Origin of the sequence: Mesorhizobium sp. M4A.F.Ca.ET.022.05.2.1 (genome assembly GCF_003998845.1) — a bacterium.
In the GTDB taxonomy this organism is placed as follows: Bacteria; Pseudomonadota; Alphaproteobacteria; order Rhizobiales; family Rhizobiaceae; genus Mesorhizobium.
In genome coordinates, this window is sequence record NZ_RZOJ01000072.1 from 1 (window position 1) to 20268 (window position 20268).

Here is a 20268-nt window from a genome sequence, read left to right on the forward strand (position 1 = left end):
ATGAGGCCTGGCTCGAGGCCAATCCCGAAATGAAGGCAAGGGCCGCCCGCTTCGTCGCCGACCGGGCGGGCCTTCGCGCCGCCTTTGCCGGCGTGCTCGACGAACCGGTGCCGGCACGGCTGAAGCAGGCCGTGTTCGGCGAGGCGCCGGCGAGGACGACAGCGTGGCGCGCGCGCTGGTGGCTTTCGGCCGCCGCAGCAGCGGTGCTGGTGATCGGCGGGCTCGCCGGCTATGTCGCCGGCATTGATGGCATCGGCAGGGGAGGCGAAAGCGAGGACCTGCTCGCCGAGCAGGCGATCGCCGCCCACGTCATCTATGCCGCCGAGAACCGCCATGCGGTCGAGGTGCCGGCGAGCGACAAGGACCATCTGCAGACCTGGCTCTCCAACCGCGTCGGCCTGAAGCTGGTCGCTCCCGATCTCGTGGCTGAAGGCTTCCAGCTCGTTGGCGGCCGGTTGCTGCCGGCCGGCCAGGGCAAGGCGGCGATGCTGCTCTACGAGGACGCCAAAGGCGAGCGCATCTCGCTGTTCGTGACCGCCGAATCGGCCGGAAAGTCCAAGGGCACCTACGCGGCCGAGGCTGACGGTCCCGAGGCTGTCTACTGGCTGGACGAGGGCTATGGCTGCGCCGTCGTCGGCTCGCTGCCGCGCGAGCGTCTGGCGGCCGTCGCCAAGAGTGCCTACGGCCAGCTTCTGGCCGGCCTTGCCAGTTGAAAACCGGCGTTTTTCTGACATCGGCGCCATTCCGAAAACAGCGCGCCAGTACAGCGCTCCTTCAGCATTGGACCACTATTCAGCCTGTCACAATTCGGCCCTAATCGAGGTGCGAAAGCGCTTGACGAATACCGGTGATTGCGCCGGTATACCGATGTTTCGACCGGGGCCGTTTCCACAATCCAATCGAGGTTTTCTGAAGCCCGCATGCCTGCCGAGATCCGCAAGGCCCGCGTGTCCGACGTCGATGACCTCGCCGCCATCGAGAAGGCCGTCTTTTCAAGCGACCGCATGTCGCGCCGCTCCTTCCGCCAGCTGATCGAGCGCGAGACCGCCGAAATGCTGGTTGCCGAAAGCGATGGCCGCGTCGCCGGCTATGCCGTGGTGCTGTTTCGCAAGGGCAGCGGCGTCGCCCGTCTCTATTCCATCGCCGTCGGTCCCTTCTTCGGCCAGCTCGGCATCGGCCGTCAACTCCTGGCGGCAGCGGAGGAGGCGGCCTTCGAGCACGACCGTATGATGCTGCGCCTCGAAGTGCGCGAAGACAATCATCGCGCCATCCGCGTCTACGAGCAGGCCGGCTACCGCAAGATCGGCCGCGAGCCGGACTACTATGAGGACGGCGCCACCGCGCTACGCTACGAAAAGACGCTGCGCGGCGACGTGCCGATCGCCACCATGGTGCCGTTCTATCCGCAGACCTGCGAGTTCACCTGCGGACCATGCTGCCTGATGATGGCGATGGCCAATTTCGACCACGGTTTCGTGCCCGATCCGGTGATGGAAATCCGCCTGTGGCGCGAGGCGACCACTGTCTTCATGATGTCTGGGCCTGGCGGTTGCGAGCCGTTCGGACTGGCGGTGGCCGGCTATGAAAGCGGGCTCGCGGCGGAGATCTTCGTCTCCTTCCATGGCGCGCTGTTCCTGCAATCGGTGCGCAGCGAGGACAAGCGCCGGGTGATGGAGCTTGCCCAGGTCGACTTCCGCCGCCGCGCGGAACTTTACGGCATTCCGGTGAATTACCGTTCATTCGCCCTCGACGATGTTCGCAACGCCATCGCCGGGGGAAAGCTGGTGCTGGTGCTGATCAGCGGCTTCCTGATGTTCGGCAAGAAGGTTCCGCACTGGGTGCTGGCGATCGGCGACGACGGCGACCATATCCTGATCCACGATCCCTGGGTCGAGGACGAGCGGCAGGAGACGATCCTTGATGCGGCCAATATTCCCGTGCCTTACGGCATCTTCATGAACATGGCGCAGTTCGGCCGTGACGGATTGCGTGCCGCCATCATTCTAGGGAAGCGCTGAAGACAATGACCTGGGTCATCCTTACCGGAAGGCAGAACGACCTCGACCAGGTGGCGACGCCGCACAAGATCATCACCAACCGTGATTATCTTGCCCATCCTTCGCTGTTTCGCGGCCAGCGGCCGAAGGTCATCAACCTGTCGAACAATTACGGCTACCAGAGCCGCGGCTACTATGCCTCGTTGCTCGCCGGTTCGCGCGGCCACAAGGTGATCCCGACGGTCGAGACCATGATCGACCTGTCGGAGCGCAAGCTCTACGAGCATGCGCTGCCCGAACTGGAGCTTGCGCTCAACAAATGCCGCAAGGATCTCGGCGGCGTTTTCCCTGCCAAGGTCGCCATCTTCTTCGGCATCGGCCCCTCCAAGGTGTGGGACCGTTTCGCCAAGCTGCTCTTCGACTGGTTCCGCGCGCCGGCGCTGGAGGTTCACATCAAGGACAGCGCCGAATGGGCCTCGATCCGCAAGATCGGCTTCCTGCCGCTGGCCCGCATGACCGATGATGAGGAAGCCTTCTTCCTGCAGTGCCTGGAGACCTACACCAACCGCGAATGGCGAGACACCAAGGGCCGCACCCCGGCGCGCTACACCTTCGCTACGCTGGTCGATCCGCATGAGGAATTGCCGCCGTCCGAGATTTCCTCGCTGCGCTACTGGGCGCGGATCGCCGAGAAGATGGGCGTCGAAATCGAGCCGATCACCAGGAAGGATCTGGCCAAGCTCGCCAACTACGACGCGCTGTTCATCCGCGAGACCACCTCGATCTCCAACCACACCTACCGCTTCGCCCGCCGGGCGCAACAGGAAGGCATGCCCGTCATCGACGATCCGCTGTCGATGATCCGCTGCACCAACAAGGTCTATCTGAACGAGCTGATGACCTACAACAAGGTGCCGGTGCCGCCGACCGTCATCATTGCCGGCACCTCGGATCTGGAGCTGGCAGCGCAGACGCTGGGCTTCCCGCTGGTGTTGAAGATCCCGGATTCCTCGTTTTCGCGCGGCGTCAAGAAATGCGGGAACCTCGAGGAACTGACCCGGCTCGCCACCGAATGGCTGGAGGATTCCGATCTCCTGATCGCGCAGAAATTCATCCCGACCGAATATGACTGGCGTGTCGGCGTGCTCGGCGGTCAGCCGCTGTTTGCCGTGCACTACCTGATGGCCAAGAAGCACTGGCAGATCGTCAACCACAAGGCCAATGGCAAGCCCGACCAGGGCGGCATCAAGACCTTCACGCTGAAGGAGACGCCGCATCATGTCGTCGAGACGGCGGTCAAGGCGGCGCGCTGCATCGGCGACGGCCTCTATGGCGTCGACCTCAAGGAGACCAAGGATGGCGTCTTCGTCATCGAGGTCAACGACAATCCCAATCTCGACCACGGCTGGGAGGATTCGGGCGAGAAGGACGAGGTCTGGGTGCGGCTGACGCAGTGGTTCCTGGACCGGCTGGAGCGGCCCGGGCGGTAGCGGCCGGGAACGGAATTGAGGAACTGGGGAACTGGGGAATTGAGGAACTGGGGAATTGAGGAACTGAAGAACTAGGGAAGTGAGGAACTGAGGAAGTTAGGACGGATGGCTGCGCTAGCCACTCAATTCTCCAGTTCCTCAATTCCTGTTCGCTCAAACTGGGGGAAAAGCATGCTGTTTTTCGTGATCGAGGATTTTCACGGCTGCGACCGCAAGGAGATCTACCGTCGCTTCCGCGACCGGGGCCGGCTGAAGCCGGATGAGCTTGTCGTCCACCACAGCTGGATCGCGGCAGATATGAGCCGCTGCTTCCTGTTGGTGGAAGCCGACGACGTCACGCTCCTGCAGCGTTGGGCCATCGAATGGAATGATCTGGTGGAGTTCGAGATCATTCCAGTCGCCACCAACAAGGACATGGTTGCGGCTTTGGCCGGGCATCTCTGACCGCAGCCATTTGCTTAATTTGGAGCGAACCGTCTAACCGCAGCTTAAGCCCATCATGCTACCCGCAGATATTGAGGGTTGCTTGGGGATTTTGAATAGATGATGAAGCTGTTTCAATCGGGAAGTTGCGGCCAGATACTATATTTCTGCCTGCTGCTTTTCCTTGTTGGATTCGATTTTGCCAAGGGCCCGATCGAGCATTTTCTGGTTGGAACAAAAGAGGGCATCCAGGATCAGGTCTACGCATCCAACGGCGCCAATATCGCCCAGAGCCAGAGGTCCTTTGTCGAAGGGTTGAAGACTCCCGATCAAGGCATGCATCCACAGCCGGAGTCGGTGCGAGAGCATGCCTCGGGCATGGTGGTTCAGGCGCTCGCCATGGAGGCAAAGAACTCCGCCATCGGAACGATCTACATCTCCATGCTCGTGGCGATGGGCTTCGCGACCATTGTTGCGATGATATGGATGGTGTTGGCGCGTGTGCGTGACATTGGCTGGCCAGCCACGGTGGGTTTCGGCGTTCTTGCTCCGAAACTGGCTGTCTCGGTTCTTCCGGGAAGCCTTCCGCCGCTTACCTTCGAGGTCCTGCAATACGGCTTCATCGCCGCGATCATACTGCTCGGGTTCGTGCCGGGCGGATTTGCCCACGGGCCTCGGGCCGAGCCGGTGAGGCAGGCCGTCGCAGCGGAACCGGCCCGGCGCATTCCAGGTCAATTCGGCCAAAGGATGCGACCGTAGGCTTACTACGGGGATGCTTGATCGGCGAAATTAGCCATAAGCGCCGGCGATCTGACGGCGCGCGCGCATTCCTCGATCAGCCAATCGCGGAATGCCGCCACAACGTCGCGCCGGGCGCTGCGCTCTGGGATCGTCAGGCAATAGGGCTGGCGCAGGTCCGCCGTGCGGAGGACCGGCCGAACCAGCCGGCCGTCTTCGAGCGCCTGGGCGCAGTAGATTCCCTGGGCGAGCGCCACGCCTAGCCCTGAAATGGCGAGGTCGAGCGCTGCCCGTGACGAGTTTGCCGACAGGCCGCGCCGCGCCGATCGGCCCGGATCGATCCCCGCCGCCTCGAACCAGTTGCGCCAGGACGGGAACGACGCGCCGGTCGGTCCCCAGTCCGTATGGATCAGCGGCAGGCCGGCGAGGCCGTCACGCTTCATCGCGCCGGTCAGCGCCGGCGCGCAGACGGGATAGACGGCGTCCCGGACGATGTCCTCGGTCGGGTGCTCGCGATAATGCGGACCGTAAGAGAGCCTGATGTCGATCAGCTCGCGGTCGAACGGCACCGGATCGTCGTCGCCCCTGAGCGAGATGTCGACGGCGCCGTGGCTGGCGACAAAGCCGGAGAGACGCTCGGAAAGCCAGCCCATCGCCATGGAAGGCGGCACCGACACGACGAGCCGGGGGCGGAATGCGCCGCCGCTGACCTCGCGCGAGACGCTGCCGATCTCCTGGAAGGCCATGGTCAACCTGGGCAGCATCTCCACGCCGGCTTCGGTCATCACGACGCGCCGGTTGACGCGATGGAACAGCTTGCGGCCCATCTGCGCCTCGACGGTGCGGATGAGCTGGCTGACCGCGGCCGCCGAGATCGACAGCTCTTCCGCAGCCGCGACAAAGCTCCCGGCGCGCGCCGCCGCCTCGAAGGCTTGCAGTCCTTTCAGTGAGGGTAGCGTGGCCACGGGCAATCCATAAGATAAGTTGAACTTATCTAGATTGCAGAAATCCTCATTTTTAGAAAGGTTTCTTTGTGGCTAATGTGCGTGAACAAAGTCGAGCAGCCGGAACGAACCATGGACCATCGCGACGTCATCGCATCGCTTACCAATGAGGAGCGCAGTCGCCTGACCGGCAAGTCGGACGGCCCGGGGCTCATTCAGCTCGCTGCCCATTTCGGCGCCATCCTGCTGCTCGGAGGCCTGATCGCCGCCAAGGTGCCGTTCTGGCCGTTGCTGATGCTACCGCAAGGCATATTGATCGTCTTCCTGTTCACGCTGCTGCATGAGACGGTGCATCGCACCGCCTTCGAGACGCAGTGGCTGAACGATGCCGTCGCGCGGCTGTGCAGCCTGGCGATCGTACTGCCCGCCGACTGGTTCCGCTATTTCCATTTCGCCCACCACCGCTTCACCCAGGATCCGGACAACGACCCGGAACTCGCCTTTCCGAAGCCCGAAACCCTGCGGCAATACATCGTCCAAGTTTCGGGTCTCCCGGTATGGTGGGGCCACTTCAAGACGCTCTACACCAACGCGACTGGTGGTGGCCATGAGACCTACGTGCCCCCGAAGGGGCGTCCGAAGGTGCGCGCCGAGGCGCGCGCCATGATCGCCGTCTACGCCGCCGTGCTGTTGCTCGCGCTCTGGTTCAAGGCAACGGTGCTGCTTTACGTTTGGATCCTGCCGGCGCTGCTCGGACAGCCGTTCCTCAGGCTCTATCTGCTCGCCGAGCACGGCCGTTGCCCCTTCGTCGCCAACATGCTGGAGAACACCAGGACGACGCTGACCAACTGGTTGGTGCGCAAGCTTGCCTGGAACATGCCCTTCCATGCCGAGCATCACGCCTATCCCGGCGTGCCATTCCATCGGTTGCCGGAGTTCCACGGGCTGATCGAGCGCCATCTCAAGTTGATTGAGCCCGGCTATGTCAGCTTCCACGAAAAGTACATCGAGACGCTACGCTGAGCGTTCTCCATTCATCCGGACCGGCGCAGAGCCGTCCCCGTTCTCAGCAGCCGGTTGATCTCCGCCGCCGTCGACGGCACGCCGATCAGGTAGCCTTGCGCCTCGACGCAGCCGGCCTCGCGCAGCATGTCGAGCTGCGCTTCTGTCTCGACGCCTTCGGCGGTGACGGTGATGCCGAGTTGCGCGCCGAGCCCGATCACTGCGCGCACGATCGCCGCGGTGTCGCGGTTATCGATGTCGCGGATGAAGGAGCGGTCGATCTTTATCTTGTCGACCGGGAAGCGCCGGAGATAGCCCAGCGAGGAGTAACCGGTGCCGAAATCGTCGAGCGCGATGCGGATGCCGAGATCGCGCAGCTGGCCGAGCGTCTTCAGCACAGTGTCGCTCTCGTCCATCAGCACCGTTTCGGTGATTTCGAGCTCCAACCGGTCGGCCGGCACACCGGAGAAGGCCAGCGCCGCAATCACGCTGCGGGCAAAGGTGCCGCTCTTGATCTGCACGGCCGAGACGTTGACGGCGATGCGCATCGCATGCGGCCAGCCCGCTGCCGCCGTGCAGGCCTTCCGCAGCGCCCAGTCGCCCAATTGCACGATCAGCCCGGTTTCCTCGGCGGCCGGTATGAAATCATCGGGCGACACCCGGCCGCGCGTCGGCGAATGCCAGCGCATCAGGGCTTCAGCGCCGACGACCTCGCCGGAGGGGATGTTCATGATCGGCTGGAACTCCAGCTCGAACTCGTGCCGTGGCAGCGCTGCCTCGAGGTCGGTTTCGAGCACCTGCCGCGCCCGCACCATCGCATCCATGCCGGGCTCGAAGAACCGGTAGACGTTGCGGCCCTCGCTCTTGCCGCGATAAAGCGCCATGTCGGCATTCTTCAACAGCGTGTCGGCATCCTTGCCATCGTTGGGGTAGAGCGCGATGCCAAGGCTGATGCCGACATGCATGTCGCGGCTCTTGTCGCGATAGGGCTTGCCGATGACTTCGACAATGCGCTTGGCCAGCCTTTCGGCGTCGTCGGCGCCCTTGACGTTGAACTGGATGATGGCGAATTCGTCGCCGCCGAAGCGGGCGACGACATCCGTTTCGTTGCGCAGGCAGCGCTGCAGCCGTTCGGCCACGCATTTGAGCAGCCAGTCACCGGCCGGGTGCCCAAAGGTGTCGTTGACCGCCTTGAAGCGGTCCAGGTCGAGCGAGAAGATCGCCATCGGCGCGACCGTCGCCTCGCTCAAGGCCTTGTCGAGGCGCTCGCGGAACATCGAACGGTTGGGCAGGTTGGTCAGCGTGTCATGATGCGCGAGATGGGTCATGCGCTCTTCGACAAGCTGGCGCTCGGTGACGTCGTCGAAAGTTGCCACCCAGCCGCCGCTCATCGGTCGTCGTGTGACCAAAAGCGTCCTGCCATCGCTAAGGTGGCGGTATGTCGAGTGTATTTTCGCCGCTTTCCGGCAGGCTTCGGTCTTGGCGACTTCGCTATCGACATCGATCTTCGTATAGATGCCGAGCTCCACCAGCCGTTCGAGCGCGTCACGATGGGTCGTTCCCAGCGGGAAATCCGCGGCGGTCACGTTGTAGAGTTCCAGAAAACGCTCATTGCGGACAATCATCTTGCCGTCCGCGTCATACATCAGCAGGCCTTGCGACATGTTGGCCAGCGCTGCGTCGAAGCGACGATGCTGCTCTTTCAGCTCCAGCTCGGCGCGCCGCTGCACGGTGATGTCCTCGTAGATCGACACCCAGCCGCCCGAAGCCAGCGGCCGATGCGAGATGTCGATGATGCGGCCATCCGACAGCGTTTCCTCATAGGTCGAGGGCTTCGCCCCGTCGATATAGGGCTTGCGGATGGCGTATAGATCCGCCGCGCTGTGCGAGGCGACGCCGATCTCGACGCTGTGCTGGAGGATGTCGAAGAAGCGTATGCCGGGCCGCACGATGGCGGGGTCGAGGCAGAAGATGTCGAGGTAGTGGCGGTTGCAGATGATCATCCGCTCGTCGGCGTCGAACATGCACAGGCCGTGCGACATGTTCTCGACGGCAGCCGAGAAGCGTTCGTTCTGCTCGCGCAATTCGTCTTCGATACGCTTTGTCGGGCCGATGCCCGCCGCGCGGCGCCTGCGCGCGGGCGAACCAGCCTTGACCTGAGCGACGGGCATATTCGCGCCTGCGGACCGTGAACTGACCGGCTACTGTGGTAGTCTCCGGTTAATTTAGCGTTTGTTCAGCTGGCGGAATGCAGCGTAACCGTTGCCTGACGCCTCGCTTCGAGCGCCGTGAAGCGCTCGTCCTGGGAGGCCGTTTCAGCCCGATCTATGGGGTGACCGTTGCAACGGTTCTGTCCCTTGGCGCCCTCGCTGGGTGGCGCACAATCCGGTAGACCGCCGCCGGCGGAACGTTCAGCATAGTGCGTCCTATATGCGTTGCGCTGAGGCCTAATCCCTCAAGGATCGGTCGCGCGACCGGGCATCGCGGACCGTAGGTGAATTGGTAGAATGCCCCGCCAGGCTTCAGATGCGCGAAAGCCCCGTCGAGGATTGCTATCACCTTGTGGTCGGGCTCAGCAGCGGCAAGCCACTGATGGCCGCCCCGACGGATGCCTCATTGCGGAATTTGATATCCCCCACGCGGGCGGCGTCCATGCGAAGCACGCGCGCCCGCGGAAAACGGGTTTCCAAATGCCGCGCGAAATTTGCGCCGTATTCGACGAGGGTGAGGTCTTCCGGCCGCACGCCTCGCTCGAGCAGTTTTGCCGTGAAGACGCCGGTGCCGGGCCCAAGCTCGATAACAGGACCGGTTCTGGAAGTGATGTCCTGCGTCATGATCCTGGCAAGCGCGCTGCCGGACGGTGCGATTGCCGCAACCCGGAGCGGAGCGGCAAGCCAGGACCGAAAAAACATCCAGAAATCGTTCTGCATCCACGTCCTCGGAAGAAGCCAGTGAGAATTCGACGAGGATCTGGATAGCGGCTGCTTGTGCACGGCACAGTAACAGAGGGCGCCAATGCATTTGCGGAGAACGCCAACGACAAAGGCGAACTCGGGGCAGCACCGGTTTAGTGCATGAGGCTGTCGGAAGCCGCCCGTTTCAGGCCGCTGAAGTTGAGTTCCCGCCAGCGGTTGGGGGTCGTGCCCTCCCACTCCCGGAATGCGCGATAGAACGAGCTCGCATCCTGGTAACCGAGCAGGCAGGCGACCTCGTCAATGTCGGCCGTTGGATCCGATAGTAATTGCCTGCCGAGTTCCTGTCGCGCCTCGACCAGAAGCTCGCGGAAGCTCGTTCCTTCCTCGGTGATTCGCCGCTGCAGCGTGCGTTCGCTCGTTCCAAGCTCACGCGCGATGTCGGAAAGCTCTGGTCTCCCACTCGCCAGATTTCTCTTCAGAACGATCTTCACCTGCTCGGCCACGGAGCTTTTTGCCAGAAGCTCGCCCAGCGCTGCAGCGAGCGCCGGTGTGAGGATATCAAGAAGCTCGGGGTTGTGGCCGGGAAAAGGGCGATCGAGATCGCTGGACCGCAGGACCAGCAGGTCGCGCCGGGCGCCATAGCGGACCGGACATCCGAAGTAGTCCCGGTGTACGTGGCTCTCAGCATCGGGACGCGTGAGTTCGACACGCCAGGGCGTAAGATGCTGTCCCGTTCCCCGTCGGCCGAGTTCGACGACCATGGCAAAGGCGACGTCGGTGGCAATCGCGGGCGCCGGCTCCGTGGCGTAAAGCCATTCGGAGCTTATCGTGCATCCGCCGGCCGCTTCGGCAACATTCAGCTGCTCGGGCGTGCAGAGCCGCTTGAAGCGCGCGATGCGGGCTATGCCGTCACGGTAATCTCGCGCGTGAAAGGCGGCCAGCGTGGAGGGTGGATGGATTGCGGTGTCGGCGGCCTGGACCAGCTTTATGCCCAGAGTCGGTTCCGCGGACAGTTCTTCAAGGGCCCGCCAGAGCGCGAAATATTGAGCGGTGGTGACAAAGGCTTTTTCGCTGAGATGAAGGGAGGCGGGAAGCCGGGCCTGCCGCAACACCCCGGACGCAGGCAGGCCGAGGCGCTCCACGGCGTTCCAGAATGCGCGAGGCACCTTGCATTTGTCGGCCGGAATCCCGCTCATCTTCTTTCCTTCACCGCATCTGGCTTAGGATGAGGCGGTCGAACATGCGATCGCCCAACCACTTCCTGACACCGATCATCATTTTCGCATACTTGCCGGCGGCGTATCGGGTCCGCGGTCTGGTCGACCTGACGGCGGTCGAGACCACATCGGCGATGACGCGGGGGTCGCTGCCGCGGCCATGGCCGTAGCTCGCTTTCGTCGTATTCGCCACCGTTTGGGCCACTTTGGCATAGGCGCTAGCCCCTGATCGCTTTAGAAGCCCGTCAGCGACGACGTCGCCAAATCCGGTTTCGATCAGGCCGGGCTCGACGACCACGACCGTGATGCCGAAGGGTGCGAGTTCGAGCCGAAGGCTATCCGACCAGCCCTCCAGCGCATGCTTGGTCGCATGATACCAGGCGCCGAGCAGGGTATAGATCTTGCCGCCCATCGAGGTGATGTTGACGATCGTGCCGGCCTTCTTCTTGCGCATGGCCGGCAGCAGAAGTTGCGTCAGCCGGGCCGGACCAAAGACGTTGACCTCGAACTGATAGCGCGCTTCATCGAGTCCGATATCCTCGACCGGCCCGTAGAGACCGAACCCCGCATTGTTCACGAGCACGTCGACACTGTCGACTTCGGCGAGGACGCTGGCGACAGCCGCGTCGATCTCCGCGCCTTTCGAAATGTCCATGCGCAACGGGCGTGCCCCGAGCGCCGCGAGGTCTTCCATCCTGTCGATCTGGCGCGCGGCCACATAGACCTGAAAGCCGTCCTGAATCAGGCGCTTGGCGATTTCCTTGCCCATGCCGGAGGATGCGCCGGTCACGAGCGCTGTCTTTTTCTGTCTGTCAAACATGATTGCCTCTCATCTTGCTTGAGCCCAATCTAGGGTCGAGCAGAAGTGCCATTCACTGACAGAGCGCGCCAGCACAGTAGCAGATTACGCCAAACTTGCCGCGCCTCTCGCGCGGCAGCATTCTTTCACGTCGTGGAATTCGCAGCGACGAAAGACGGACGCTTCGCTTCGAGCGCCGTAAAGCGCTTCAGGAAAGCCGTCTGCGCCCAGGTCACCGAACGTGGCGTGAAGTCGAAGCGCTCGATGGAAAAACCGCGTGGCCGGCCGAAATACTCGGTCGCTTCCGCCGTGGAGAAGCCAGCAAGCAGCGTCGCTTCGTAGTAGGCGGCGATCTGGTCGGCGCGCTTGATCTCCTTGCGCAAGGCGGCACCGAGGTCCGCCGGCAGCGAAAAACGCAGATGGATGGCGCGCTGCAGGCGCAACTCACAATCCTTGTAGGAGCCGCCCATGACCGACTTGAACGGCGAGATCATGTCGCCGATGACGTATTCCGGCGCATCGTGCAGCAGCGCCGCCAGCCGCGCGTCGGCAGAGGCCGCCGGCACCAGTTCGCAAAATAGCGCCTCCACCAACAGCGAATGCTGCGCGACCGAAAAGGCGTGCTCGCCGCTGGTTTGGCCGTTCCAGCGCGCCACACGGGCAAGCCCATGCGCGATGTCGGCGATTTCGATGTCGAGCGGCGAGGGGTCGAGCAGGTCGAGGCGCCGGCCTGACAGCATGCGCTGCCAGGCGCGCGGCGGCGCCCCGGCGCGATCGGCGGCCATCAGGCCTCCTCCACGCCGGCGGCGTCCTGCGGAAAGCCGAATTTGGCGAAAGGCGGGATGGCGAGCGAAACTGTGACTCCGTCGGCCATGATCGGCTGACCGGCGTCGAGCGCCGCCTTGACCCGGTCGATGCGGGCAATCGCAAGGCCGGTCGCGCCGGCGGTCGAGCCAAGCGTGCCGACAGGCCGGCCGGCGACCGTCAGTTCCGTGCCTGGACCGGGCAGGGGGACTTGCGCGGAAGCGATCAGAACACGCCGCCTGGCAGTGCCGCGATGCTGCATGCGCGAGACCACTTCCTGGCCGACATAGCAGCCCTTCCTGAAGCCGACTCCGCCGGTCTCGTCGAGCAGCACATCATGCGGGAAGGCGTCGCCGAGGGGATAGTCGGTTCCACTTTCGGCAATGCCGTTGGCGATGCGCAGCGCCTGCCACGCGGCGGCGTCGCCACCATCCGACGCGGCGCCATAGCTGCGCTGGACCGCGACGTTACGGAAGCGGGTATCGGCGTGCGTCGTTGAATCGGAATCTGAGGCGGTTGAATCTTCGTTCCACTTGACGGTAACAAGCACCTGATCCTGCTTGGCAATCTCGGCCTTGGCTCTTAGCCGGTACAGCATCAGCCGGCGCACGAAATCGTCGGCGACATCGGCTCGGCATTCGAGCAGGAAGCCATTCTCGTCGGTGCGCGAGATGAGGAAGTCGAACAGGATCTTGCCTTGCGGGGTCAACAGCGCGCCGGGCTTCGCTTCGCCGGGATTGAGCGCGTCGAGATCGGTGGTGAGGATGTTCTGCAGGAAATGCTCGGCTTCCGGGCCTGACACGGAAATGAGGGCGCGGTCTTTCAGCAGGGCAAAGGGCATGGATGGAAATTGAGCCTGATCTTGCAAAACGGTCAGCCTTTACGTAAGCCCCTGACACTCCCCCCGCAAGAGACCGAAACGCCCATGGCCACCACCTACGACCTCATCCTGACAGGCGGCACGGTGGTCAACCATGACGGCGAGGGTTTTCGCGACGTCGGCGTGCGGGCGGGGCGCATCGCCGCGATAGGCGATCTCGGCCAGGCTTCCGCCGGCGAGACGATCGACTGCAAGGGCCTGCATATCTTGCCCGGCGTCGTCGACAGCCAGGTGCATTTCCGCGAGCCGGGATTGGAGCACAAGGAGGATCTGGAGACCGGTTCACGCGCGGCCGTGCTGGGCGGCGTCACCGCTGTCTTCGAGATGCCCAACACCAACCCGCTGACCACCAGCGAGGCCGCCCTTGCCGACAAGGTGCGGCGCGCCACGGGCCGCATGCATTGCGATTTCGCTTTCTGGATCGGCGGCACCCGCGACAATGCCGAAGACGTCGCCGAACTCGAACGGCTTCCGGGCGCGGCCGGCATCAAGGTGTTCATGGGTTCGTCTACCGGCGACCTGCTGGTCGAGGACGACGAAGGCGTCGCCTCGATCCTGCGCAACACACGCCGCCGTTCCGCTTTCCATTCGGAGGACGAATTCCGGCTGCGGGAGCGGCTGGGCGAAAGGATCGAGGGTGACCCTTCCTCGCATCCGGTCTGGCGCGACGAGATCGCCGCATTGCGCTGCACCGAGCGGCTGGTGCGCATTGCCAGGCAGACGCGCGCGCGCATCCACGTCCTGCATATCTCGACCGCGGAAGAGATCCTCTTCCTCGAACAGCACAAGGATGTCGCGACCTGCGAGGCGACGCCGCACCATCTGACGCTCGCCGCCGATGATTACGCCCGACTGGGCACGCTGATCCAGATGAACCCGCCGGTGCGCGCCGCGCGCCATCGCGACGGCGTCTGGCACGGCATCTCGCAAGGCATCGTCGACGTTCTGGGCTCGGACCACGCTCCGCACACGCTCGCCGAGAAGGCAAAGCCCTATCCGGCCTCGCCATCCGGCATGACCGGTGTGCAGACGCTGGTGCCGATCATGCTCGACCACGTCAATGCCGGAAGGCTGACCCTGCAGCGCTTCGTCGACCTTTCCAGCCACGGTCCGCAGCGCATTTTCGGCATGGCGCGCAAGGGCCGCATCGCTGCCGGCTACGACGCCGACTTCACGGTCGTCGACCTCAAGCGCCGCCAGACCATCACCAACGCGCAGGCCGGCTCGAAGGCTGGCTGGACGCCCTATGACGGCAAACAGGTCACCGGCTGGCCGGTCGGCACCATCGTGCGCGGTAGACGCGTCATGTGGGAAGGCGAGATCGTTACGCCTGGACAGGGCAGGGCGGTGGAGTTCTCCGAGGCGCTGGCGAGGTAGCTATTCCGCCACATTGGATTTTTCCGCTCTTTCCACGGCGAACGGTGGGGTACTGCAGTTCCGTCAATGGAGATAACGGAAGATGCGTTCCATGAACGGCAAATATGCGCTCCTGAAAATCTTGCATGTCTCCGCGCTGGCCACAGTGGTCGGCTGGTATGGTTTCGGAACGCAGAGTCTGGCGCGAAATCTCGAAGCGAATTATTCGGATATCGACGAAATGGCGTTCAAAAACATGGTTATAGAAGGTGACTGCGATGAAGCATTTCATTCTATTTGGCATAGAGTGGCGACTGGTGAAGTAAGTCCTACAGAAATATTTGAAGTATATATAGAGAATGGGACAATTGTCCTGGACGATTTGCATAAATATGACATGGATCGCAATAAAGTATCATTGATGCTTCAAATGAAGATTTTTGGCCGCGGCAGCCGTGGAAGCGATGATCGATTGATGCATCGCTTGTCGTCACCGGAGATTGCTCAACCTGGGGGCAAAAAAGTAAGAGCATGCCTGGCTGCCTCTAAAGGCTCTGGAGAAGCCGTGCAAGAATGCATTGAGACCGCCGAAGCCATGGGCATCACCGAAGACTTCATGAACTTCTACTTCTATGCCGACGAGGTTATGGACAATGCCGCTAGGGTGAAATGCGGAAGAAATTAAACGTGCGGATTGTCAATCTCCGGCAACAAAAAACATCCACTGGCCGGCCGGCGTAATGCCGACGCGGTAGAAGATGTAGGCGCCGAACTGCTTCATGTCGTTATAGTCGCCGGCGGTGACGATCTTGAACAGCTCGACGCGCTGCTTGGCGTCGAGCTTGTCGAGAGGCAGGGCGAAGAAATACGGCCAGACATAGAGTTCCTGCGGCGTGCCGGCATCGACATGGACGTAGCCGGCGCTCAGCACCTCTTCCATGATGGCGAGGATTTCCTGACCCTCCGAGTCGCCGGCAAGCCCCTTGAGGAAGGTGATCGGATCGCCCTCGATGTCGCCCAGCGACAGCTGTGTCATCGAATCGCCCTTGCCGATCAGCGGCCTGAGCTTCTCGATGTCGCCGCTCCGGCAGGCCTCGACGATCAGATCATGCATGCGCTTGACCGGTTCCGGCAGCTTGGCGAGGTCGTAGACGACTTCCGGCGGCGGTGCGTCCGGGTCGGAGTTCGGGCTGGCGGTACCGCCGTCGTTCGCAGGCCCTTCCGGCTGGCTCTCCTCGGGCGCGTTGCCCGGCTGGCTGGTGGCGGGCGGGGTCGTGCCGAGCGGATCGGGCATCGGCACGGCGCTGCCGGGCGGCGCCATGTCGTCATCGGCCGATGGTGTCGCCGGCGAGGGCAGGTCCTCGCGTTTGATCTCGCTCAGGGCATGGGCAGGGCTGATCGTGAGGCTGAGCGCCAGCGGAATCGCGGCGCAGAAGGCGGCAAGCCAGAGGCTGAAAACCAGGCCGCGCGGCTGGCCTGAGGTCGAAAAATTCACCGCCTGCCTCTCCATGTGCCCAAGCCCGCCGGGCTGCTCGGGCCGGTTGGGTGCCTTTGATGCAATGATGCCCAAACGGCGCGCCGCCGTCAAAGAACCGGGCTCAGTGCTTCAGCCGCTCCGGTTCGAAGGCGCCGGCGATCACCTTTTCACGCATGCGGTCGAGCAGGGCAAGAGCCGAGGTTTCGCCATTTGCGCGCAGCATCTCGCCAAACGCGGTTTCAAGCGCTGCCTCGGCGATGATTTCCGGCTCGATGCCGGCCGACAATCCTTCCGCCCACGCCTCGCTGTGGCTCTCCACGGCGGTCAGGCGCTTCTCCTCCCTGACCAACGCGTCGATGTCGTTGACGGCATGTTCCATTGCGATGTCCACCCTGTTCAAGCGGCGATCCTTTGTGCAGACCGGGCCTGGGCTGTCCCTTTCACACGCGGGCTTGAGTAACCTTTTGTAAATACGACATTTTTGGGGTCGTACCCGCCAAAATCCGTCGCGTTGCAAAAGCCTGCGTTCGATAGTTTCCAAACTTAGCCGATTAGGCCGGCGAGCGGCACCAAAACCTTCAGTTTGAGTTAATTTCACATCCGCGCCGTAACGTTTCGTTAACGCTGTTGCAGAAGTGCAACATAAGGATTGCACCAAGATGGCGGCATAGACAAGCGCTGGTTCTGAAAACCTGTGGGTGGCGAGGGGGCGGGAGGCCGGATGCCGTCAGTTGCCGTAGCGCGAGGCGATGTCGCGCGACAGCGTCTCGCCTTCCTTCATGTAGCGGCTGATGGCTTCCGTCGCCGAGGCCGTGCATTGCGTATAGGTGCCGCCGAAGGAACGGTAGCCGCGATTGAAGGAAGCGATGAAGCGGGCGCGCCGCTCAGGGTCGGGGTTTTCCGATGCCAGCAGCTTTTCCATTTCGACCCGCCACTGGTCGCCCTTCTCGCCGCAGAGATTGCGCAGGAAATGAAGCGATCCCAGCACTTCCGCCAGCCGCATCAGCCCAGGCTCGAACGGCGCCTCGGCGGCGAGCGCCGGCGGCGCCGTCAGCGTCATGCTGGCGGCAAGCCATGCGGCAAGGAAGGGTGAGGCGCGGGTCATCAGGACCTTGTCGTGACGGGATAAGGCTTTGTGGCGAAACATTTTGTCGCCTGCAAGGCGATTTTCGCGGCCCTACGGTCCTGTATTTCCCCGAGCCCCCAGCAATTCCTCCGCCACCTCGAAAACGTCTCCCGCCAGCGGCATGGTGGCCATCTCGGCCAGCGTATAGAACGCCGCCGTCTCGGCATCGTCGCTGGCCACCGGCTCGCCGCCGGCGTAAGCCGCGCCGAACACCGTCAGCAGATAGTCGACCGCGTGATTCTCACCGCTGCCATCGATGTGGATATCGCGCAGCGGGCGGTAGCCATCTGCCCGCAACCCGGTTTCCTCCTCGAGCTCGCGCGCCGCCGCTTGCGCCAGCGACTCGCCAGGCTCGACCTTGCCGCCCGGATAGGCATAGAGCCCTTGCGACGGTGGCCGCGCCCGCTTGACCAGAAGTACCTTGTCGCCGCGCACGATCGCGACGGAAACGGCCGGTATGATCTTGCGAGCCTCGTTCATGCGCTTCGAATCGCGTCAGTTGCTGGCTGAGGTTATGGACCGGACAGCTCTAGCGGTTACAGTGCTGCGGTTCCATCGCCACTTTCACGGCGATCCCGATCGAAGAGCCAAAGCCATGAGCGGACGCTTTGCCCTTACCGCCACGCCGGAGCAGACGGCCGCCTTTCTCGGCCTGGCGGAGCTGGAGGCGTTTCCGGCCCGCTACAACATCGCACCGACGCAGCCGGTGCTGATGGCGCTTGCGGGTCCGCCAAGGGCGCCGGGTTCCAACCTGCCGGACCGGCAGGCGATGCTGGTGCGCTGGGGGTTGATCCCGGCTTGGGTCAAGGACACGCGGGAATTCCCGCTGCTGTTCAATGCCCGCTCGGAATGGGCGGCGGAGAAGGCTTCGTTCAAGACCGCCATGCGCCATCGCCGCGCTTTGGTGCCGGCCTCCGGCTTCTATGAATGGCAGCAAGCCGGCGCGGGTGCCGCGGGCCAGCCTTACTGGATCCGTCCCAGGCATAGTGGGCTCATTGCCTTTGCCGGACTGATCGAGACCTACGCCGAGCCGGGCGGCTCCGAGATGGACACCGGCGCCATCCTCACCACCCGTGCCAGTTCGGGCATCGCCCATATCCACGACCGCATGCCGGTGGTGATCGAGGAGCGCGACTTCGCCCGCTGGCTGGATTGCCGCACGCAGGAGCCGCGCGATGTGCTCGACCTGTTGCGGCCGGCTCACCCTGATTTCTTCGAGGCAATTCCGGTTTCCGACCTTGTCAACAAGGTCGCCAACACTGGGCCGGAGATTCAGGAGCGGGGCATTGTCGGGCCACAACCCGGGAAGGTCAGGCGCCAGAAGCCCGGCGCGGACGACAGTCAGATGACGCTATTCTAGCGAAGCCTGTGGAGGCCTTCATTTCCAGGCGCTTGTTCGCGCCCTCATCGCCAGCGCCCAGCGCCGGCTGCGTGCCTGTTCAGGCAGCGCGCGGCGAGATGAACTTCTGCGCCGGCTTCTTCTTCTTCGCGGTGTGAAGAAGGGCGGCGACAATCGCGGCCGGTCCGATAGCCCTGTATTGGTTGGCGAGCGCCGGTTGCTTGGCTCGGCTCGGTTCCTGCTTGCTTCGTGGCATTGGTCTCTTCCCTGGTAACATTTCTGTGTCCGCGTTTGATGGCCGATTCCGACCAAATCGTGACGCCTGGCGATCTAGCCGGCGAATGTTTCATCACTGTGCCGACATGTTTAATAAAATGTTTCACTGTCTCATAAGCTGTGACCCGGCGACTCGTTTGCTCAAAGTTGCGACTTGACGGCAACACTCGCCAGGGCGATAAAGCCGCGCATGAAAACGTTTTTCGCCATTTGTGGCATTTGCATTATTGGCTAGCCTCGCGCTGGTCCGGACGTTTTCGCCTCATCTTTCCCCAGATTGGACAAACGCCCCGGCCAGCAGGCTGGAGCCCGATTTGCGCCTCGGCGCGGGCCGGCTCCATCCAAGACAGTAACGGACCGGGAGGGCACGCATGTCCAACGCATCGAAGGGTCTCAGCCTCTACAACACGCTGACGCGGACGCAGGACGATTTCGTCCCCATCGATCCGCTGAATGTGCGCATGTATGTCTGCGGCCCGACGGTCTACGACTTTGCCCATATCGGCAATGCGCGGCCGGCGATCGTCTTCGACGTGCTGTTCCGTCTGCTGCGCCAACTCTATGGCGAGGAGCACGTTACGTATGTGCGCAACATCACGGATGTCGACGACAAGATAAATGCCCGGGCGCTGCGTGATTTCGGCAGCCAGATCGCGTCGGGAAAGCTGTCGCTCAACGAGGCGATCCGCCACGTCACCGAAAAGACCGCCGACCAGTATCACAAGGATGTCGCTGCCCTTGGCTGCCTCGAGCCGACCTTCGAGCCACGCGCCACCGAGTTCGTCGCCCCCCGTGCCGACGGCAAGGCCGACATGCTGTCGCTGATCGGGCAACTCATCGAGCGCGGCCATGCCTATGAAGCCGAGGGCGAGGTACTGTTCGACACCGCCTCGATGCCCGACTACGGAGAACTGTCCAAGCGCAATCTCGACCAGCAGCAGGCGGGCGCCCGCATCGCCGTCGACGCGCACAAGAAGAATCCTGGCGATTTCGTTTTGTGGAAGCTGTCCTCGCCGGAAGAGCCCGGCTGGGAAAGTCCCTGGGGCAGGGGCCGGCCCGGCTGGCACATCGAGTGCTCGGCGATGTCGGCCGCCTATCTCGGCGAGGTCTTCGACATCCATGGCGGCGGCCTCGACCTGATCTTCCCGCACCACGAGAACGAGATCGCCCAGTCGCGCTGTGCCCACGGCACGAAGGTGATGGCCAATGTGTGGATGCACAATGGCTTCCTGCAGGTCGAGGGGCAGAAGATGTCGAAGAGCCTCGGCAATTTCTACTCGATCCATGAGCTGCTGGAGACCGAGACCTTTGGCGGCCGCAAATGGCCGGGCGAAGTGCTGCGGCTGGCGATGCTGATGACGCATTACCGTGAGCCGATCGACTTCTCCGTGCGCAAGCTGGAAGAGGCCGAAAACACCTTGCGCAAATGGAAGCGCGCGGCCGATCTCGCGCCGGCGGCCGGGCAATTGCCGACGGAGGTCGTTG

At 63.1% G+C, this 20268-nt stretch carries 21 protein-coding genes and 1 pseudogene; 10 read left to right on the forward strand and 12 right to left on the reverse strand.

From position 1 onward, the window contains the following. From EN745_RS11120 to EN745_RS11140, 5 genes are all read left to right on the forward strand, one after another. The coding region (locus EN745_RS11120; RefSeq protein WP_145992007.1) for an anti-sigma factor at positions 1 to 713 on the forward strand (713 nt) is incomplete at its 5' end. 207 nt (positions 714 to 920) lie between these two features. Continuing rightward, complete coding sequence (locus tag EN745_RS11125; RefSeq protein WP_126055707.1) at positions 921 to 2018, forward strand: peptidase C39 family protein; 1098 nt, start codon at positions 921 to 923, stop codon at positions 2016 to 2018. 5 nt (positions 2019 to 2023) lie between these two features. Beyond that, positions 2024 to 3487, forward strand: coding sequence for a RimK family protein (locus EN745_RS11130; protein ID WP_126055706.1), 1464 nt, complete (start codon positions 2024 to 2026; stop codon positions 3485 to 3487). Positions 3488 to 3592: 105 nt separating this feature from the next. Next, the gene (locus EN745_RS11135) at positions 3593 to 3931 is read left to right on the forward strand and encodes a DUF3303 family protein (RefSeq protein WP_245455535.1); all 339 of its coding nucleotides are present in this window, start codon (positions 3593 to 3595) and stop codon (positions 3929 to 3931) included. A gap of 99 nt (positions 3932 to 4030) precedes the next feature. After that, complete coding sequence (locus EN745_RS11140; protein ID WP_126055705.1) at positions 4031 to 4669, forward strand: hypothetical protein; 639 nt, start codon at positions 4031 to 4033, stop codon at positions 4667 to 4669. A 5-nt stretch (positions 4670 to 4674) separates the two neighbouring features. On the opposite strand, the gene EN745_RS11145 is transcribed toward EN745_RS11140, so the two are convergent. Beyond that, positions 4675 to 5613 (reverse strand): LysR substrate-binding domain-containing protein, encoded by a 939-nt coding sequence (locus tag EN745_RS11145; RefSeq protein WP_127406354.1) that lies wholly within the window; start codon positions 5611 to 5613, stop codon positions 4675 to 4677. A gap of 111 nt (positions 5614 to 5724) precedes the next feature. On the opposite strand from EN745_RS11145, the gene EN745_RS11150 reads away from it, so the two are divergent. Then, positions 5725 to 6615, forward strand: a complete 891-nt coding sequence (locus EN745_RS11150; RefSeq protein ID WP_127421254.1) for a fatty acid desaturase family protein — start codon at positions 5725 to 5727, stop codon at positions 6613 to 6615. A gap of 11 nt (positions 6616 to 6626) precedes the next feature. Here the strand turns inward: EN745_RS11150 and EN745_RS11155 are convergent, their stop codons facing one another. The 6 genes and pseudogenes from EN745_RS11155 to EN745_RS11180 form a co-directional block, all read right to left on the reverse strand. Next, positions 6627 to 8765, reverse strand: coding sequence for an EAL domain-containing protein (locus tag EN745_RS11155; RefSeq protein ID WP_126055703.1), 2139 nt, complete (start codon positions 8763 to 8765; stop codon positions 6627 to 6629). Positions 8766 to 8919: 154 nt separating this feature from the next. Next, positions 8920 to 9524, reverse strand: a pseudogene (locus tag EN745_RS11160) (methyltransferase domain-containing protein). Between the two features lie 137 nt (positions 9525 to 9661). After that, a complete protein-coding gene (locus EN745_RS11165) occupies positions 9662 to 10705 on the reverse strand; it encodes an AraC family transcriptional regulator (RefSeq protein WP_127421246.1) in 1044 nt (347 codons plus the stop codon). Between the two features lie 10 nt (positions 10706 to 10715). Continuing rightward, positions 10716 to 11546 carry an oxidoreductase gene (locus EN745_RS11170; RefSeq protein ID WP_127421247.1) on the reverse strand — a complete coding sequence of 277 codons (831 nt, stop codon included), beginning with the start codon at positions 11544 to 11546 and terminating at the stop codon, positions 10716 to 10718. Between the two features lie 125 nt (positions 11547 to 11671). Further along, on the reverse strand, positions 11672 to 12310 hold the full coding sequence (locus EN745_RS11175) for an HD family hydrolase (protein ID WP_127406548.1): 639 nt from the start codon (positions 12308 to 12310) through the stop codon (positions 11672 to 11674). After that, positions 12310 to 13170 (reverse strand): folate-binding protein YgfZ, encoded by an 861-nt coding sequence (locus tag EN745_RS11180; RefSeq protein WP_127421248.1) that lies wholly within the window; start codon positions 13168 to 13170, stop codon positions 12310 to 12312. The genes EN745_RS11175 and EN745_RS11180 overlap by 1 nt, the downstream gene beginning before the upstream one ends. Positions 13171 to 13254: 84 nt before the next feature. Here EN745_RS11180 and EN745_RS11185 point away from each other — a divergent pair, with 84 nt between their 5' ends. Further along, complete coding sequence (locus EN745_RS11185; RefSeq protein ID WP_127421249.1) at positions 13255 to 14586, forward strand: dihydroorotase; 1332 nt, start codon at positions 13255 to 13257, stop codon at positions 14584 to 14586. 91 nt (positions 14587 to 14677) lie between these two features. Beyond that, positions 14678 to 15250, forward strand: a complete 573-nt coding sequence (locus EN745_RS11190) for a hypothetical protein (RefSeq protein WP_127421250.1) — start codon at positions 14678 to 14680, stop codon at positions 15248 to 15250. Positions 15251 to 15262: 12 nt separating this feature from the next. On the opposite strand, the gene EN745_RS11195 is transcribed toward EN745_RS11190, so the two are convergent. The 4 genes from EN745_RS11195 to EN745_RS11210 form a co-directional block, all read right to left on the reverse strand. Continuing rightward, positions 15263 to 16060 carry a hypothetical protein gene (locus tag EN745_RS11195; RefSeq protein WP_189347552.1) on the reverse strand — a complete coding sequence of 266 codons (798 nt, stop codon included), beginning with the start codon at positions 16058 to 16060 and terminating at the stop codon, positions 15263 to 15265. Positions 16061 to 16163: 103 nt separating this feature from the next. Continuing rightward, a complete protein-coding gene (locus EN745_RS11200; protein WP_126059159.1) occupies positions 16164 to 16421 on the reverse strand; it encodes a hypothetical protein in 258 nt (85 codons plus the stop codon). Positions 16422 to 16769: 348 nt separating this feature from the next. Beyond that, entirely contained in the window at positions 16770 to 17147 is a 378-nt protein-coding gene (locus EN745_RS11205; protein WP_127421255.1) for a TIGR02301 family protein, read from the reverse strand. 72 nt (positions 17148 to 17219) lie between these two features. Continuing rightward, positions 17220 to 17648 carry an NUDIX hydrolase gene (locus tag EN745_RS11210; RefSeq protein ID WP_127421251.1) on the reverse strand — a complete coding sequence of 143 codons (429 nt, stop codon included), beginning with the start codon at positions 17646 to 17648 and terminating at the stop codon, positions 17220 to 17222. Positions 17649 to 17763: 115 nt separating this feature from the next. Here EN745_RS11210 and EN745_RS11215 point away from each other — a divergent pair, with 115 nt between their 5' ends. Beyond that, positions 17764 to 18528, forward strand: a complete 765-nt coding sequence (locus EN745_RS11215) for an SOS response-associated peptidase (protein WP_127421252.1) — start codon at positions 17764 to 17766, stop codon at positions 18526 to 18528. Positions 18529 to 18607: 79 nt separating this feature from the next. Here EN745_RS11215 and EN745_RS11220 read toward each other — a convergent pair whose 3' ends face one another. After that, positions 18608 to 18763 carry a hypothetical protein gene (locus EN745_RS11220; protein WP_126055693.1) on the reverse strand — a complete coding sequence of 52 codons (156 nt, stop codon included), beginning with the start codon at positions 18761 to 18763 and terminating at the stop codon, positions 18608 to 18610. A 391-nt stretch (positions 18764 to 19154) separates the two neighbouring features. On the opposite strand from EN745_RS11220, the gene cysS reads away from it, so the two are divergent. Continuing rightward, the coding region (gene cysS, locus EN745_RS11225) for a cysteine--tRNA ligase (RefSeq protein ID WP_127421253.1) at positions 19155 to 20268 on the forward strand (1114 nt) is incomplete at its 3' end.

Bases quoted from the DNA above. Each gene is read 5' to 3' on its own strand.
- EN745_RS11130 (WP_126055706.1), top strand. From the start codon at position 2,024: ATGACCTGGGTCATCCTTACCGGAAGGCAGAACGACCTCGACCAGGTG.
- EN745_RS11165 (WP_127421246.1), bottom strand. From the start codon at position 10,705: ATGAGCGGGATTCCGGCCGACAAATGCAAGGTGCCTCGCGCATTCTGG.
- EN745_RS11135 (WP_245455535.1), top strand. From the start codon at position 3,593: ATGGCTGCGCTAGCCACTCAATTCTCCAGTTCCTCAATTCCTGTTCGC.
- EN745_RS11175 (WP_127406548.1), bottom strand. From the start codon at position 12,310: ATGGCCGCCGATCGCGCCGGGGCGCCGCCGCGCGCCTGGCAGCGCATG.
- EN745_RS11205 (WP_127421255.1), bottom strand. From the start codon at position 17,147: ATGACCCGCGCCTCACCCTTCCTTGCCGCATGGCTTGCCGCCAGCATG.
- EN745_RS11190 (WP_127421250.1), top strand. From the start codon at position 14,678: ATGAACGGCAAATATGCGCTCCTGAAAATCTTGCATGTCTCCGCGCTG.
- EN745_RS11155 (WP_126055703.1), bottom strand. From the start codon at position 8,765: ATGCCCGTCGCTCAGGTCAAGGCTGGTTCGCCCGCGCGCAGGCGCCGC.
- EN745_RS11185 (WP_127421249.1), top strand. From the start codon at position 13,255: ATGGCCACCACCTACGACCTCATCCTGACAGGCGGCACGGTGGTCAAC.
- EN745_RS11125 (WP_126055707.1), top strand. From the start codon at position 921: ATGCCTGCCGAGATCCGCAAGGCCCGCGTGTCCGACGTCGATGACCTC.
- EN745_RS11140 (WP_126055705.1), top strand. From the start codon at position 4,031: ATGATGAAGCTGTTTCAATCGGGAAGTTGCGGCCAGATACTATATTTC.
- EN745_RS11170 (WP_127421247.1), bottom strand. From the start codon at position 11,546: ATGTTTGACAGACAGAAAAAGACAGCGCTCGTGACCGGCGCATCCTCC.
- EN745_RS11150 (WP_127421254.1), top strand. From the start codon at position 5,725: ATGGACCATCGCGACGTCATCGCATCGCTTACCAATGAGGAGCGCAGT.
- EN745_RS11215 (WP_127421252.1), top strand. From the start codon at position 17,764: ATGAGCGGACGCTTTGCCCTTACCGCCACGCCGGAGCAGACGGCCGCC.
- EN745_RS11220 (WP_126055693.1), bottom strand. From the start codon at position 18,763: ATGCCACGAAGCAAGCAGGAACCGAGCCGAGCCAAGCAACCGGCGCTC.
- EN745_RS11180 (WP_127421248.1), bottom strand. From the start codon at position 13,170: ATGCCCTTTGCCCTGCTGAAAGACCGCGCCCTCATTTCCGTGTCAGGC.
- EN745_RS11210 (WP_127421251.1), bottom strand. From the start codon at position 17,648: ATGAACGAGGCTCGCAAGATCATACCGGCCGTTTCCGTCGCGATCGTG.
- EN745_RS11200 (WP_126059159.1), bottom strand. From the start codon at position 16,421: ATGGAACATGCCGTCAACGACATCGACGCGTTGGTCAGGGAGGAGAAG.